Below are 13,339 nucleotides of genomic sequence, written 5' to 3'. Positions count from 1 at the left end.
CGATTAAGAGTTGACTTTTGTCTCTGCAAAAAGTCAAATCTTAATCCCTAAATTTTATGAGGTTTTTAATTGTTGTTTTCATTTATATCTATTTTTTCTTTTTTAATGCTGCCTTGTCAAATGCGCAGGCTATCCAAAAAATTTCAGGCAAAGCTGTCAATCGAAATAACGAATTGATGATGGGGAATGCGGCTGTTTTGTCTGTTCGGGATTCTGTAATTATAAAACAACAGGATTTTTTAGATGGCGTTTTTCAATTGTCAGATGTTAATCAAAAAGAAGTTATTCTAAAACTGACTTCGGCCGAATTTGCGGATAAATTTTTGCGCTTAAATTATTCAGGCGCTGCAAACATTGATTTGGGTTCTATTCTAGTTTCAGAAAATAACAATCAGTTAAATGAAGTGGTTGTAAAAAGTCAGCCGTCATTATTAAAATATGGAGCAAACGGAACAATCGATGTTAATGTCACAGGAACAGTTCTCGCAACGAGCAGTTCTGTCAATGAATTATTAGGACGTGTTCCCAATGTTGTAGTTGCCGAAGGACAAATCAGTGTTCTGGGAAAAGGAGAGGCCATTATTTACTTAAATGGAATCCTGATTAATTACGAACGTTTTGCCGCAATTCCGGTTTCGCAGATTGCCAAAATAGAAGTGATTTCAAATCCGTCTTCAAAATACGATGCCGAAGGAAAAGCAGTTGTTAATATTATTACCAAACAAAATATTGAAAGTGGCATAATGGGATCAGTGAGTCAGCACGTTACTGTTTCAAAATTTGCAGGAACAAGTACCAATACACTTGTTGATTTTAATTATTCAAAAGGAAAATTCTCCTTTATAACCAATTATGGTTTGCAATTAGGCAAAGGCCGTGAATTATTATATACCACAAGAACGCGCCCAAATCCTGATGAATATATGAGATCAGTTTTAACAACAGATTGGAGAAGAAAGTATAATAACTATTCTAATTTCGGATTTGGACTTCAGTATACTTTTTCGCCAAAAAGTTATGTTTCATTAGCTTATAGCGGTAATATTGAAGATTTAGGCGGTGTGGTAGAAAGTAGAAATTCAATTGATAATAATTCGGGGAATAATTTTTATGCTACAGATATTGCTAAAAATGATGTTCTGCTGAATCAGTTTATTAATTTGAATTATAACCTGATAACAGATCCAAAAGGGTCGTCGTTGTTTATAGGAACGCAATATTCAAATTACAACGGAACGGTAAAAGATTTTATCGAAGAAAATAGTTTAGTGGATGAAAATAACATTCAAAAATATTTGAAAAACAATGTAGGAAGCACCATAAACATTCTTGCCTCGCAAGCTGATTATTCGAAGAAAATAAAAGAAGACACAAAACTCGAAATGGGCGCAAAATACAGTTACGCCACCATAAAATCTGGAACAGATTTTTTAATTACCAATGCTGATGATATGAATTTTGAACAAGATGACGAGCTTTCGAGCGATTTTAAATACAATGAAAAAATTGCGGCGGCGTATTTTACTTTTGGAAGTGTACTGGGTGAAAAAGTTAATTTTTCGGTTGGTGTCAGGGCAGAAAGAACAAATTATGATTTGTATACCAATGCAAACGGAATTCAAAAATTCGGAAAAAGCTATGGTAATTTTTTCCCAAATATGCTTTTAAATTTTGATTTTTCAGAGGATTGGAAAGGGCATTTTTCTTATGTTTCCAGAATAACGCGGCCAAGGTATCAGGCGTTGAATCCGTATGTTATTTATCAGGATCCGTTTACAACAATTGAAGGAAATCCAAATTTGCTTCCTGAAAAAGTTCACGCTTTTGAAGTTGGAACAATGTATAAAAAGTTTGATTTTAAAATGGGTTACGCTTATAAAATAGACCCGATTTCTGCAGCAGCCCTGCGTGGGGATACTCCAAACAGCTATATTTTAAGATCACTAAATTTAGAAAAAGAACATACCTTTTTTACTTCTCTTTCCAGATCTTTCAATGTCAAATGGTGGACTTCTACTAATACCGTAAGTATGAATTTAACGAAAGCTATAGATGATTTTTATGAATATGCTACAGGGCCGGTTAAACCGCAAATCTATTTGTATTCGAATAATACATTTACAATTCCGGATCTTTTTAAAGTGCAATTACTGGCCTGGTATTTAGGAAACAAAAGTTACGGATTGCGAAGTGATAATTTCCGTTCAACAGTAACTTTAGGAATCGAAAGAAATTTTTTTAAAGATGCACTCAGACTAAACTTCACAGCAAACGATATCTTTCACAAGTTCATGGTTTCGGGCGATTATGAAGTGGGGCAGACCCAGATATATTATCACCGAACTTATACTTCAAATTATTTCAAACTGATTGCGACGTATAGTTTCGGGAATTCAAAAAAGACAACTTATAAAAAAACTGAAATTGAGCAGTCAGAGAATAATAGGGCGAGGTAAATGGCACGCAGATGACGCAGATTAAACTGATTTGCACAGATTTTATTTTTATGCTTACTCTATTGTCATCCTGAGCGAAGTCGAAGGACCGCAATAAGCCCGATAATCTAAAGTTAATACTTAGTGTAACTTTGACTTTGGATATTTAAAAGCAATTGCTAAATATTTTTATAAAGACAAAAAGGCTTCACAATTAAGTGAAGCCTTTTCAAAATATAACTGAATTTTAATAATTACCTTTTTTCAAGTATTAATTTAGTTCTTTAGTCACAATCTGCATGGTTTCGCGGCTCACTTGTTTCAATAAAACCTCTTTGTTTTCTTCAACCGTTTGTGCAGCATTTTCTGTAAAGTGACGAATCGTATAAAGTGTAACATTTTCGCTGTAGTCTACTTTGAATTTTTTAGAAAGAATCGCATTCAATTCATTGAAATTTCCAAATTTGTCTTCCACGCAAACAGAGAAACTAATTGCAGAGTTCTGAATCAAATTTACTTTGATTTTGAATTCGTGGAATAAACCAAAAATCTCACTAATGTTTTCTTCCATAATAAAAGAGAAATCAATAGACGAAAGTGAAATTAAAAGCTGTTCTCTTTTTACAATAAAACAAGGATATTGCGGCTCCAAATCAACACCTTTAGAAACACAAGTTCCTTTTAATAACGGGTTGATAAATGATTTTACGTATAATGGAATTTCTTTTTTCTGTAACGGCTGTAATGTTTTTGGGTGAATAACCGTTGCTCCGTAAAAAGCTAATTCAATTGCTTCACGATATGAAATCTGGTTTAGCAAACTTGCATTTTCAAAATAACGCGGATCGGCATTCATAACTCCAGGAACATCTTTCCAGATTGTTACACTTTCGGCATTTAAGCAATAAGCAAAAATTCCAGCAGTATAATCAGAACCTTCACGGCCCAAAGTTGTGGTGAAATTATTTTCATCGGCACCTAAAAATCCTTGCGTAATATTTAGGGTTTTTCTAGGTACATTTTTACTGATAAGCTGTTGCGTTGTTTCCCAATCCACTTCGGCATCTCTGTAATTTGCATTTGTTTTAATGAAATTACGAACGTCAAGCCATTGCGTCTGAATACCTTGAAAATTCATGAAATGGCTTAAGATTGTAGTCGAAATCAATTCTCCAAAACTCACAATTTGGTCATAAACAAAATTGTAATTTGGAGATTTGTTATGTGCTAAAAAATACTCTAATTCTGAAAATTGCTCATTAACCGCAGTGAAAACGGCATGTTTTTCATCATCAAATAAATCTAATAATATTTGATTGTGGTATTTTTTTATTTCTTGTACAGATGAATTCAACTCTGCCGATTTATCAAAGTAATTCTTGATAACAACCTCAAGAGCATTTGTGGTTTTCCCCATTGCCGAAACGACTAAAATCACATCTTCATAACCCACTTTTTGTAAAACGTCGTATACGTTTTTAATTCCTTCAGCATCCTTTACCGATGCACCACCAAATTTAAATACTCTCATTTTTAATTTTAGATTTTTAATTTTAGATTTCAGATTAATGAAATCTGGTATTCTTTTTATTTTTGCCACGAATTACACGAATTTCCACTAATTAATTCGTGCTAATTCGTGTAATTCGTGGCAGCCTGAGACAGATTGTAAAATCATTTTAATCCTATAATCTGTGGCAAACTAAATTTTTATAATTTTTCTAAGAACGAATTAATTCCTGTTTCATCCATTTGAACAACCTGCCAGCCATCAAGAATTCTCGCGCCGGAGTTCTTGTAAAAATTAACGGCCGGAATGTTCCAGTCTAAAACATTCCATTCAACTCTTCTCACATTGTCTCTTTTTCCTTGCTTCATTATTTCGGCATAAAGTGCAGATCCTAAGCCGGTGCCGCGCATTTTTTCCTTCACAATTAAATCCTCAAGGTGTATTGTTTTTCCTTTCCAGGTCGAGTAGCGGTAGTAGAACAACGCAATTCCCACTATTTCTTTCCCCGTTTCAGTTTCGTTTGAATCAATCTCTGCTACAAAAACCTGAAAAAGAGGTTTTTCTCCAAATCCGTCACGTACTAAATCTTCCTCTGTAATTACTACAGCGTCAGGTTCTTTTTCGAATATTGCCAGCTCCTGAATTAACCCTAAAACCGATTTCATGTCTTCAGGGTTTCCTTTTCTAATATTCATAATTATGTAAAATTTATTTATTTGTGCTCCATAAAATTGCTTTGTATTTTAAAACTATTCAAAGCAGGCTTTCTTTAGAAGCAATTCATTTATTCTTATTATTAACTGCATATTAGCCAAAAAAAAATGTATTTACTGCATTCTTTTTGTCTTTAATTAGCAAATATACAATAGTAGCAAACTAACAAAATAATTTTTAAATCATTCTCACAAAATAAGCGATATTTGTGACTTAAAATTAAAACTATAACGATATAGCAATGGAAGAACGCAATAAAACACTGGGAGAGTTTATTATTGAGAACCAAAAAGCATTTCAGTATTCGTCGGGAGAGCTTTCCCGTATTATCAACTCTATTCGATTGGCAGCTAAGGTTGTCAATCATAAAGTAAACCAAGCCGGATTAGTGGATATTATTGGCGCCGCCGGCGAGCAGAATATTCAGGGAGAAGACCAGCAAAAATTAGATGTCTATGCAAACGAAGTATTTATCCAGACGTTAATAAACCGTGAGATTGTCTGTGGTATTGCTTCTGAAGAAAACGACGATTTTATTACAGTTCAGGGGAGCGACAACTGTCATAATAATAAGTACGTGATCTTAATGGATCCGCTTGACGGATCTTCAAACATTGATGTAAATGTTTCTGTAGGAACTATTTTTTCTGTTTTTAGAAGGATTACACCGATAGGAACCCCGGTAACAAGCGAGGATTTTTTACAGCCGGGAATCAATCAGGTTGCAGCAGGTTATGTAATTTACGGAACTTCGACAATGCTGGTTTATACAACTGGTTTTGGTGTAAACGGGTTTACATTAAATCCTGCCATTGGTACATTTTACCTTTCGCATCCTAATATGAAATTTCCAAAAAACGGAAGTATCTATTCAGTAAACGAAGGGAACTATATCCATTTTCCGCAAGGAGTAAAAAACTACATCAAATATTGTCAGCGTGAAGAAGAAGACCGACCTTATACTTCAAGATATATAGGAAGTTTAGTTGCCGATTTTCATCGAAATATGATTAAAGGCGGAATATATCTTTATCCAACAAGTTCAAAAGCACCGAAAGGGAAATTACGTTTATTATATGAATGTAACCCTATGGCGTTTTTGGCAGAACAAGCAGGAGGAAAAGCTACAGACGGTTTTGGAAGAATTATGGAAATCCAGCCGACAGAACTGCACCAAAGAGTTCCGTTTTTCTGCGGAAGCTATAATATGGTAGAAAAAGCCGAGGAGTTTATGGCAGCTGCTGATTAAGTTTTTAGTTTGCAGTAGCATTCTCAGCTTACAGTTTGGACTATAAAATAAAACCCGACAGATTTTAAAAATCTGTCGGGTTTATACTTTAAGATTACTTTTAAAATTTCAGTAAAACTGTAAACTAAAAACTGCGACTGAAAACTAAAAAATACGCAACCATTTTAAATTTTAATCATCTTATAAATAAATTAATTTTTTATGAGAAAATATTGATTAATTTTGAATGAAGCTAAACTAACAAAACTAAAATCAATTTATTATGAAACTAAAATTACTTTTTGGCCTATTGGGCATAATGTTATTGTCGCTTGTTTCTTGTGATAATGATAAAATCAACCCTAATCGAGAAGGAGATTGGGATGATAATATTAAGCTTTCTAGAAAAGAAGTCAATGTTACTTCATCTTCTAACACAGTTACGATCTATACGGAACGTGATGGCTGGTGGCTTAATGGTATTAGGTTAAATAATGATATTGTTAATTTAAACAGATCGACTGTACTTTTAAAAGATTTTGTGATAACTAATCCAGAATTTCAGATTGAAAGAAAAGACGGAAAAACAATCATTATAACGATGAATAAAAACAATACAAATGCAGACAGAGTTCTATATGTTAGTTTGCAGAATGGAGATTATTTTGACGGCATAGCTGTAATTCAATCCAAATAATTTTACAATTTCTGATTTCAATAATAAAAACAAACCCGACAGATTTTTAAAATCCGTCGGGTTTATAATTTGATATAAGCATGAAGTATCATCACAAACTATAATCTGTGACTGAAAACCGCAAACTATTATTTGTTCATATTTTCCATTTCGAAAAGGAAAGTATCTAAATCTACTTTTTTGTCAATTAAAGACAATGCCTTTCTAATAATATAATTTACGTTTCCTGGAGTAAAACCTAAAGCTAATCCCATACGGGTTAACATAATTTCCTGCTGGTCTCCTAAATGATGATCAACATGAATCATCCTTCCCAAATCATACAAGCGCTCTAATCGCTGCGAGTACAAGTACGGCGGATTTATTGGATATTTCAAAGGATTTTTAAGAATCTCAGTATATTCTTCTTCTGAAATCTCTAATCTTGAAGCTAATTTGTCCAAAAAGTCTTTTTCTTCTGGACTTACTTTTCCGTCAGCAAACGCTACACGCACAATTGCAGAGAAATGACCTCTGTTTCTTTGTTTGAATTCGTTATCAAATAATTCTGAAAATGGCATAATTAAAATAAGTTTTTATTGAGCAAAGATAAATCTTATTTTAATTTGACAATTTTAAATTTCTCATAAATTTAACTTATTTTTACTTGTTGTTTTAAGAATTCGCATCGTAAATTCTTCAAAATAAATCGTAAGTTTACAACCCCTAATCATTTAATAGTATTACCCGTATGTCGCAATTTTGGATTTATTTTCAAATAGGATTAAAGCATGTATTAGATATCAACGCTTACGATCATGTTCTTTTTTTAATCGCATTAACTGTTCCTTATTCTTTTAAAGACTGGAAACGTATTTTGCTTTTGGTTTCGGTTTTCACAATCGGTCACACCTTAGCTTTAATACTTTCTGTTTTCGGAATAATTGCCATCAAAGTAAATATCGTTGAATTTTTAATCCCGATTACAATTTTGATCACGGCATTCTATCATCTTTTTACCGCAGGAAAAGCAACTAAAAATGATGGCGTAAATGTGATATTTTTTGTGACTTTGTTCTTTGGAATTATACACGGACTTGGATTCTCAAATTATTTTAAAACAATTTTAGGAGGATCGCCAAGTTCAAAATTATTGCCTTTAGGAGAATTTGCTTTAGGAATCGAAGCCGCACAATTGGTAGTTGTTTTTGTCGTTTTGGTAATCTCATATATTGTGCAGACAGTATTTCGTTTTTCAAAACGCGATTGGGCACTGGTAATGTCAGCTTTTATTATTGGAGTTGTAATTCCGATGATTATTGAAAGTCCAATTTGGAACAGATAAAATAAATGGAAGTAAAAAAATTAAATAAATACGATAAAGCTTATTTGCGAATCGCTAAAGAATGGAGTTTGTTATCCTACTGCAAGCGCAAACAAGTTGGAGCTATTATCGTAAAAGACAGAATGATCATTTCTGACGGTTACAACGGAACTCCATCCGGATTTGAAAATTGCTGCGAAGATGAAGACGGATTAACACGCTGGGATGTTTTGCATGCCGAGGCAAATGCAATCCTAAAAGTAGCCAGATCAACGCAATCCTGCGAAGGCGCAACCTTGTATATTACACTTTCGCCTTGCAAAGAATGCAGTAAATTAATACATCAATCCGGAATAAAAAGAGTGGTGTATCAAGATGGATATCGTGATGATTCCGGAATTCAATTTTTAATAAAAGCAGGTGTTGAAGTTCAACATATTCCTGTTTTAGAAGAATAATGAAATTTAATCCAAAATATCTGCCAATCGTTATCGGGGCGACTCTTGCTCTCGGAATCGTAATCGGAAGTTTAACAAACTCTTCCGCAGATGATCAGCTTTTGGCTAAAAATTACTCCAAAACTAAGCTGAATAAACTGATTGATTTTATCAATACCGAATATGTTGACAGCGTCAACACAGATTCGATTGTAAACCTTACCGTCGATAATATACTCTCAAAATTAGATCCGCATTCTGTTTATATTCCGCCAAGCGAACAAGCTGAAGTTGCAGAAAGTATGAAAGGTGATTTCGTTGGAATCGGAATTAATTTCTATATGTACAAAGATTCTGTTGCAATTATAAAACCGGTCGAAAACGGACCTTCTGCGAAAGCGGGATTAAAATCTGGCGATAGAATTTTATATGCAGGAAAAACGAAATTGTACGGCAGGAGATTACCGTCTGATAGTTTATTCTCAAAATTAAAAGGAATCAAAGGTTCTGAAATTGAATTGACCGTTTTTAGAAAATCAGAACAAAAGAAATTAAAGTTTAAAATTAAAAGAGATATCATTCCGATAAAAAGCGTCGATGCTTCTTTATTAATTGGAAATAATACGGGTTACATCAAAATCAATCGTTTTGCCGAAACTACTTTTAATGAATTCAAAACGGGTTTAACACGTTTAAAACAAAAAGGAATTCAGTCGCTTGTAATTGACCTTCGCGATAATGGCGGTGGATATATGGAAGAAGCGATTGCGATTGCCGATGAATTTTTAAAAGACAAACAGCTGATTGTTTTTACCAAAAATAAGAACGGGACAACTGAAAAGACTTATGCGACAAAAGCCGGAAGTTTTGAAACCGGGAAAGTATATGTTTTAATTAATGAAAACAGTGCTTCTGCAAGTGAAATTCTAGCCGGAGCAATTCAGGACAGCGACCGTGGAACTATTGTTGGACGTCGTTCTTTTGGAAAAGGTTTAGTACAGCGCGAAATGGATTTTAACGACGGTTCTGCGGTTCGTCTAACTGTTGCAAGATATTATACTCCAACCGGAAGATCAATTCAAAAACCTTATAAAAAAGGAAACGAAGAATATTTTAAAGAATCGGAGTCAAGAATAAATTCTGGCGAATTGTATGCAAAAGACAGCATAAAAGTGGCCGACTCTTTAAAATTTAAAACACCAAAAGGTAAAATCGTTTATGGCGGCGGCGGAATCGTTCCGGATGTTTTTGTTCCGATGGAAGCAGAGCATGGAAACGAAAATGTGGCCTATTTGCTTCAAACGGGAATAGTTGGTCATTTTGTTTTTGAAGAATTAGATAAAAACAGAAATGCTTTTGCAGGACTTAATTTCGCTGCCTTTTTGGAGAAAATGAAAAGTTCTGATGCTTATTTCAAAAAGTTTAAAAACTACATTTTGCTAACAGGTTTAGATCTTAAATTAGACAAAACCAAAGCATTGGTAAATAGATATATTACGGCTGAATTTGCACGTCAGCTATATGGTGAAATGTATTATTATGATGTTATTTTAAAAGATGACGCCATGATTAAAACAATTTTGAATCCGAAGAAATAATCTTAAAATTATAATTTGATGAAAAAAGATCTAATTGTAAATGCCGAAATTGAACTTTTAACCGCAATTAAATACGCCGATGTTTCTGTTTTAGAACGAATCCTTCATGACGATTTACTTTTTAATTTGCCAACAGGAGAAACTATCACCAAAGAATTTGATTTGAATTCGTATCGTTCAGGTAAAATGAAAATCGATTCTCTTGAAGCTTCAGATCAAATTATAAATATTATAGATGATTCTGCTGTAGTTGCCGTTTCTATTTCATTAAAAGGAACTTACGATAATAATCCCATTAATGGCGTTTTTAAATACATAAGAGTCTGGAAACAATTTGATGGACATTTAAAAATTATTGCCGGAAGCTGCGTTCAGCTGGCATAAATTTTGAAAAGAAATTTAATAGTAACATAAAACAAAACTTAGCGAACATTGCATAAATCTTAGCGTACTTCGCGGTTAAATCTCAAAACATGAAAAATCTAAAAAGAATAAGTTTCCTTGTCGTTTTAATGACTTTTGTAATCTCTTGTACAACTATGAAAAATAATACTAATAGTGTAGTTTCAGGAAAAGTAGAATCAATAGAATCTGGAAAAGATGGTTACACAGCAAAAATTAATACAGATACAAAAGAAGTATATTTTGCAACAATCAGCATTGTAAACGTTGGCGGACCGCAAAATTACAAACAATTAAAAATTGGAGATGTAGTTTCGCTAAAAGGAGAAATCTGGAAAACCGATGACGAAAACCATATCAAAGTAACACAGATTGTTTCGGTGAAGTAGTCTGAAGCATAAAATATTTTTTAAACCATATAAGTTATATAAGTTCATTTAATCTATGCGCAAAGCATCAAATGAACTTATATAACTTATATGGTTTAATAATTTTATCGAATGCTGTCGTGCGAGTGAGTTTGTGTTCCGTTATTCCATAAAGTTAGAATATCTGTGGCAACAGCAGCACCGCTTCCTGCGGCAATGGCCAATTGACTTCTCCAGCCAGCTAAAGTTCCAATAACATAAATGCCGTCAGCAACTTTATGATCTTCATTTTTAAGCTGAATACGCTGTTTTTCCGGAAGAGCTTTTTTGTGCGGTTCAATATATTGTGTCAAACCTTCAATATCAAAAGTATTAGCAGAACCAATTCCCACAACGATATTTTTTGTTTGATAAGAGTTTTTATTAGTAACAACAGTAAACGAAGGAAAAGAACCTTCTACTTTAATTACTTTTTCATTTGCAATCTGTTCGATATGCGGATAAGTAGCTGCTAAATCCTGCGTACTTTCTTCTAGTAATTCAGAACCTAATTTTCCTGGCGTAACGCCATAAGCATTGTAGAAAATTGCCTCTTGTAAGGAAGAATTTTTCTGATGTGTAAAAATCCCGATTTTTTTGTCGGTAGCAAAAGCTTTGTTTTTGGCAGAACCCAAAACTAAGGCACAAGAAATGCCCGATACACCTCCGCCGATAATTAAAACGTCAAACATATATTATCGACCGTTTGTTTTTTCTTCAATTCTTTTTGAAATTCTAAAAATCAAAAGAATCAACACGGCGCAAAACGAAGCTGCGATTCCAATAAAAGCTACCATACTGTCTCCTTGAAAAGGATTTGTAAAGTCTAACAGCGTAATATTAAAAACAATTAAAGCTAATGCTAAAAGCACTAAGATTGAAGTGAAGATTTTCATATTGGTTGTTTTGTTTGTATAAAAATATCAAAGTAAAACTCTAATAAAAAATGACTTAAAGTTGTATTTTATAAATTTAATGGGGGTAAAAGTATAAAAATAAATCTTAGACAAACAAACCTTTAACATTAGCAGCGAATAATTTAACAGCAATTGCTAAAAGTATCACTCCAAATGTCTTGCGGACCACGCCAAGTCCGTTTTCTCCTAGTAAATTTTCTATTTTTTTTGATGACTTTAAAACAACATAAACCAGTATAATATTAAGTAAAATCGCAATGATTATATTAATAGTATGAAATTGAGATCGAAGAGAAAGTAAAGTAGTCATAGTTCCTGCTCCGGCAATTAACGGAAAAGCCAATGGCACAATAGAAGCAGAGCCCGGTTCTTCGTCACGATAAATCCTGATTCCTAAAATCATTTCTAAGGCCAGAAAAAATAATACAAAAGAACCTGCAACGGCAAATGAATGAACATCAATGCCAATTAAGTTCAATAAACCTTCTCCAACAAAAAGAAAAACAATCATAATGGCTCCGGCAACTATCGAAGCTTTTTCAGATTCGATGTGCCCTACTTTTGCTCTTAAATTCACAATAATTGGAATTGAACCTACAATATCAATTACGGCAAAAAGTACCATGCTTACTGTAATGATTTCTTTAAAGTCGATTTCTAACATATTACTTTGATTTTAAGGGTTTAAGAAACTGCTGCAAAAGTAGATAATAAAGTTAGGTGTTTTTTCGACAGATTGTATTTTTGTTATAAAAACATGGTTTTGTATTTAAAAAAGTGATATTTATAACAATTATTGTTTTTGCCACAGAGTATCGCAAAGTTTCCGCGCAAAGATTCACAAAGCTAAAATTGCGAAAAGAGCAAAAGCTGAATTATTCTTCGAATCTTCGTGGAAGTCTTTGTGAATCTTTGCGGTAAATTTTTTATCCGCTTTCTTTGACTATCTTTGCATTTTATAAATTTAGCGTATTTTATTATCATGTTTCAGTTAGGGAAAACTATTATTTCAGAAGACATTCTGGAAAAAGAATTTGTATGCAACTTGTCAGCTTGTAAAGGGGCTTGTTGTGTTGATGGAGATGCGGGTGCGCCTTTGAATGAAGCGGAAACTAAAATCTTAGAAGAAATTTATCCAAAAGTAAAACCTTTTTTAAGAAAAGAAGGAATTGCAGCAATCGAAGCACAGGGAACCTGGGTAAAAGGAACCGACGGCGATCTTGAAACGCCGCTTATCGATAATAAAGATTGTGCTTATGTTATTTTTGATGGAAAAACCGCGCTTTGCGGAATCGAACAAGCGTATAACGAAGGAATCGTAGATTGGAAAAAACCAGTTTCCTGTCATTTGTATCCAATTCGTGTAAAAGACTTCACAGAATTTGCAGCGGTAAATTATGACAAATGGGATATTTGCGATGATGCCTGTTCTTTAGGAAAAGAATTAGAAGTTCCGGTTTATAAATTTGTGAAAGAAGCATTGATTCGTCGTTTTGGTGAAGACTGGTATATGGAACTTGAAAAGGTAGCTCAGGAACTTAAAAATTCTTAAAAACTAAAGTGTAAAAAATACTCTTTTGCGAGGCTGTATTTTAACTCAAAAAATTAAAGTTTTAACTCAAAAAAAACTTTTCAAAACAATTTAAAATTTCTTGCTTTTTATATTTAAAAGTCTATATTTTACGGGACTT

At 33.3% G+C, this 13,339-nt stretch carries 15 protein-coding genes; 9 read left to right on the top strand and 6 right to left on the bottom strand.

Features of this window, described 5'->3' with window-relative positions; all coding sequences use genetic code 11:
* Positions 1-56 precede the first annotated feature (56 nt).
* Complete coding sequence (locus ASD98_RS20980; RefSeq protein ID WP_056208397.1) at positions 57-2,456, top strand: TonB-dependent receptor domain-containing protein; 2,400 nt, start codon at positions 57-59, stop codon at positions 2,454-2,456.
* Between the two features lie 250 nt (positions 2,457-2,706).
* On the opposite strand, the gene ASD98_RS20975 is transcribed toward ASD98_RS20980, so the two are convergent.
* Positions 2,707-3,966, bottom strand: coding sequence for an aspartate kinase (locus ASD98_RS20975; protein ID WP_056208961.1), 1,260 nt, complete (start codon positions 3,964-3,966; stop codon positions 2,707-2,709).
* A 179-nt stretch (positions 3,967-4,145) separates the two neighbouring features.
* A complete protein-coding gene (locus ASD98_RS20970) occupies positions 4,146-4,640 on the bottom strand; it encodes a GNAT family N-acetyltransferase (RefSeq protein WP_056208394.1) in 495 nt (164 codons plus the stop codon).
* A gap of 260 nt (positions 4,641-4,900) precedes the next feature.
* On the opposite strand from ASD98_RS20970, the gene fbp reads away from it, so the two are divergent.
* Positions 4,901-5,908: a class 1 fructose-bisphosphatase gene (fbp, locus tag ASD98_RS20965; RefSeq protein ID WP_056208391.1), complete on the top strand. Its 1,008-nt coding sequence runs from the start codon at positions 4,901-4,903 to the stop codon at positions 5,906-5,908.
* A gap of 262 nt (positions 5,909-6,170) precedes the next feature.
* Positions 6,171-6,584 (top strand): hypothetical protein, encoded by a 414-nt coding sequence (locus ASD98_RS20960; protein WP_128414866.1) that lies wholly within the window; start codon positions 6,171-6,173, stop codon positions 6,582-6,584.
* A 128-nt stretch (positions 6,585-6,712) separates the two neighbouring features.
* On the opposite strand, the gene ASD98_RS20955 is transcribed toward ASD98_RS20960, so the two are convergent.
* Positions 6,713-7,144 (bottom strand): TerB family tellurite resistance protein, encoded by a 432-nt coding sequence (locus ASD98_RS20955; RefSeq protein ID WP_056208387.1) that lies wholly within the window; start codon positions 7,142-7,144, stop codon positions 6,713-6,715.
* Between the two features lie 170 nt (positions 7,145-7,314).
* On the opposite strand from ASD98_RS20955, the gene ASD98_RS20950 reads away from it, so the two are divergent.
* The 5 genes from ASD98_RS20950 to ASD98_RS20930 all read left to right on the top strand — a co-directional run bounded on the left by ASD98_RS20950 (position 7,315) and on the right by ASD98_RS20930 (position 10,713).
* Positions 7,315-7,908: a HupE/UreJ family protein gene (locus tag ASD98_RS20950; protein ID WP_056208384.1), complete on the top strand. Its 594-nt coding sequence runs from the start codon at positions 7,315-7,317 to the stop codon at positions 7,906-7,908.
* A 5-nt stretch (positions 7,909-7,913) separates the two neighbouring features.
* Positions 7,914-8,345: a dCMP deaminase family protein gene (locus tag ASD98_RS20945; protein WP_056208382.1), complete on the top strand. Its 432-nt coding sequence runs from the start codon at positions 7,914-7,916 to the stop codon at positions 8,343-8,345.
* Positions 8,345-9,922, top strand: a complete 1,578-nt coding sequence (locus ASD98_RS20940) for a S41 family peptidase (RefSeq protein ID WP_056208379.1) — start codon at positions 8,345-8,347, stop codon at positions 9,920-9,922. Before ASD98_RS20945 ends, ASD98_RS20940 begins: the two co-directional genes overlap by 1 nt.
* Positions 9,923-9,940: 18 nt before the next feature.
* Complete coding sequence (locus ASD98_RS20935) at positions 9,941-10,306, top strand: nuclear transport factor 2 family protein (RefSeq protein ID WP_056208376.1); 366 nt, start codon at positions 9,941-9,943, stop codon at positions 10,304-10,306.
* Positions 10,307-10,395: 89 nt separating this feature from the next.
* Complete coding sequence (locus ASD98_RS20930) at positions 10,396-10,713, top strand: hypothetical protein (RefSeq protein ID WP_056208374.1); 318 nt, start codon at positions 10,396-10,398, stop codon at positions 10,711-10,713.
* A gap of 104 nt (positions 10,714-10,817) precedes the next feature.
* Here ASD98_RS20930 and ASD98_RS20925 read toward each other — a convergent pair whose 3' ends face one another.
* From ASD98_RS20925 to ASD98_RS20915, 3 genes are all read right to left on the bottom strand, one after another.
* Positions 10,818-11,423, bottom strand: coding sequence for an FAD-dependent oxidoreductase (locus ASD98_RS20925; RefSeq protein ID WP_056208371.1), 606 nt, complete (start codon positions 11,421-11,423; stop codon positions 10,818-10,820).
* Positions 11,424-11,426: 3 nt separating this feature from the next.
* Positions 11,427-11,627 carry a hypothetical protein gene (locus tag ASD98_RS20920; RefSeq protein WP_053472508.1) on the bottom strand — a complete coding sequence of 67 codons (201 nt, stop codon included), beginning with the start codon at positions 11,625-11,627 and terminating at the stop codon, positions 11,427-11,429.
* 106 nt (positions 11,628-11,733) lie between these two features.
* A complete protein-coding gene (locus ASD98_RS20915) occupies positions 11,734-12,312 on the bottom strand; it encodes a MarC family protein (RefSeq protein WP_056208369.1) in 579 nt (192 codons plus the stop codon).
* Between the two features lie 318 nt (positions 12,313-12,630).
* Between ASD98_RS20915 and ASD98_RS20910 the strand changes: the two genes are divergently transcribed.
* Positions 12,631-13,200: a DUF3109 family protein gene (locus tag ASD98_RS20910; RefSeq protein ID WP_056208366.1), complete on the top strand. Its 570-nt coding sequence runs from the start codon at positions 12,631-12,633 to the stop codon at positions 13,198-13,200.
* The last annotated feature ends 139 nt before the right edge of the window (positions 13,201-13,339 follow it).

The organism is Flavobacterium sp. Root186, from assembly GCF_001428525.1.
In the GTDB taxonomy this organism is placed as follows: domain Bacteria; phylum Bacteroidota; class Bacteroidia; order Flavobacteriales; family Flavobacteriaceae; genus Flavobacterium.
This window is presented reverse-complemented; position numbering and strand designations above follow the sequence as displayed.

Coding starts and splice junctions, on each gene's coding strand:
- ASD98_RS20935 (WP_056208376.1), top strand. CDS start 9,941: ATGAAAAAAGATCTAATTGTAAATGCCGAAATTGAACTTTTAACCGCA.
- fbp (WP_056208391.1), top strand. CDS start 4,901: ATGGAAGAACGCAATAAAACACTGGGAGAGTTTATTATTGAGAACCAA.
- ASD98_RS20925 (WP_056208371.1), bottom strand. CDS start 11,423: ATGTTTGACGTTTTAATTATCGGCGGAGGTGTATCGGGCATTTCTTGT.
- ASD98_RS20955 (WP_056208387.1), bottom strand. CDS start 7,144: ATGCCATTTTCAGAATTATTTGATAACGAATTCAAACAAAGAAACAGA.
- ASD98_RS20945 (WP_056208382.1), top strand. CDS start 7,914: ATGGAAGTAAAAAAATTAAATAAATACGATAAAGCTTATTTGCGAATC.
- ASD98_RS20970 (WP_056208394.1), bottom strand. CDS start 4,640: ATGAATATTAGAAAAGGAAACCCTGAAGACATGAAATCGGTTTTAGGG.
- ASD98_RS20960 (WP_128414866.1), top strand. CDS start 6,171: ATGAAACTAAAATTACTTTTTGGCCTATTGGGCATAATGTTATTGTCG.
- ASD98_RS20915 (WP_056208369.1), bottom strand. CDS start 12,312: ATGTTAGAAATCGACTTTAAAGAAATCATTACAGTAAGCATGGTACTT.
- ASD98_RS20950 (WP_056208384.1), top strand. CDS start 7,315: ATGTCGCAATTTTGGATTTATTTTCAAATAGGATTAAAGCATGTATTA.
- ASD98_RS20920 (WP_053472508.1), bottom strand. CDS start 11,627: ATGAAAATCTTCACTTCAATCTTAGTGCTTTTAGCATTAGCTTTAATT.
- ASD98_RS20940 (WP_056208379.1), top strand. CDS start 8,345: ATGAAATTTAATCCAAAATATCTGCCAATCGTTATCGGGGCGACTCTT.
- ASD98_RS20975 (WP_056208961.1), bottom strand. CDS start 3,966: ATGAGAGTATTTAAATTTGGTGGTGCATCGGTAAAGGATGCTGAAGGA.
- ASD98_RS20980 (WP_056208397.1), top strand. CDS start 57: ATGAGGTTTTTAATTGTTGTTTTCATTTATATCTATTTTTTCTTTTTT.
- ASD98_RS20910 (WP_056208366.1), top strand. CDS start 12,631: ATGTTTCAGTTAGGGAAAACTATTATTTCAGAAGACATTCTGGAAAAA.
- ASD98_RS20930 (WP_056208374.1), top strand. CDS start 10,396: ATGAAAAATCTAAAAAGAATAAGTTTCCTTGTCGTTTTAATGACTTTT.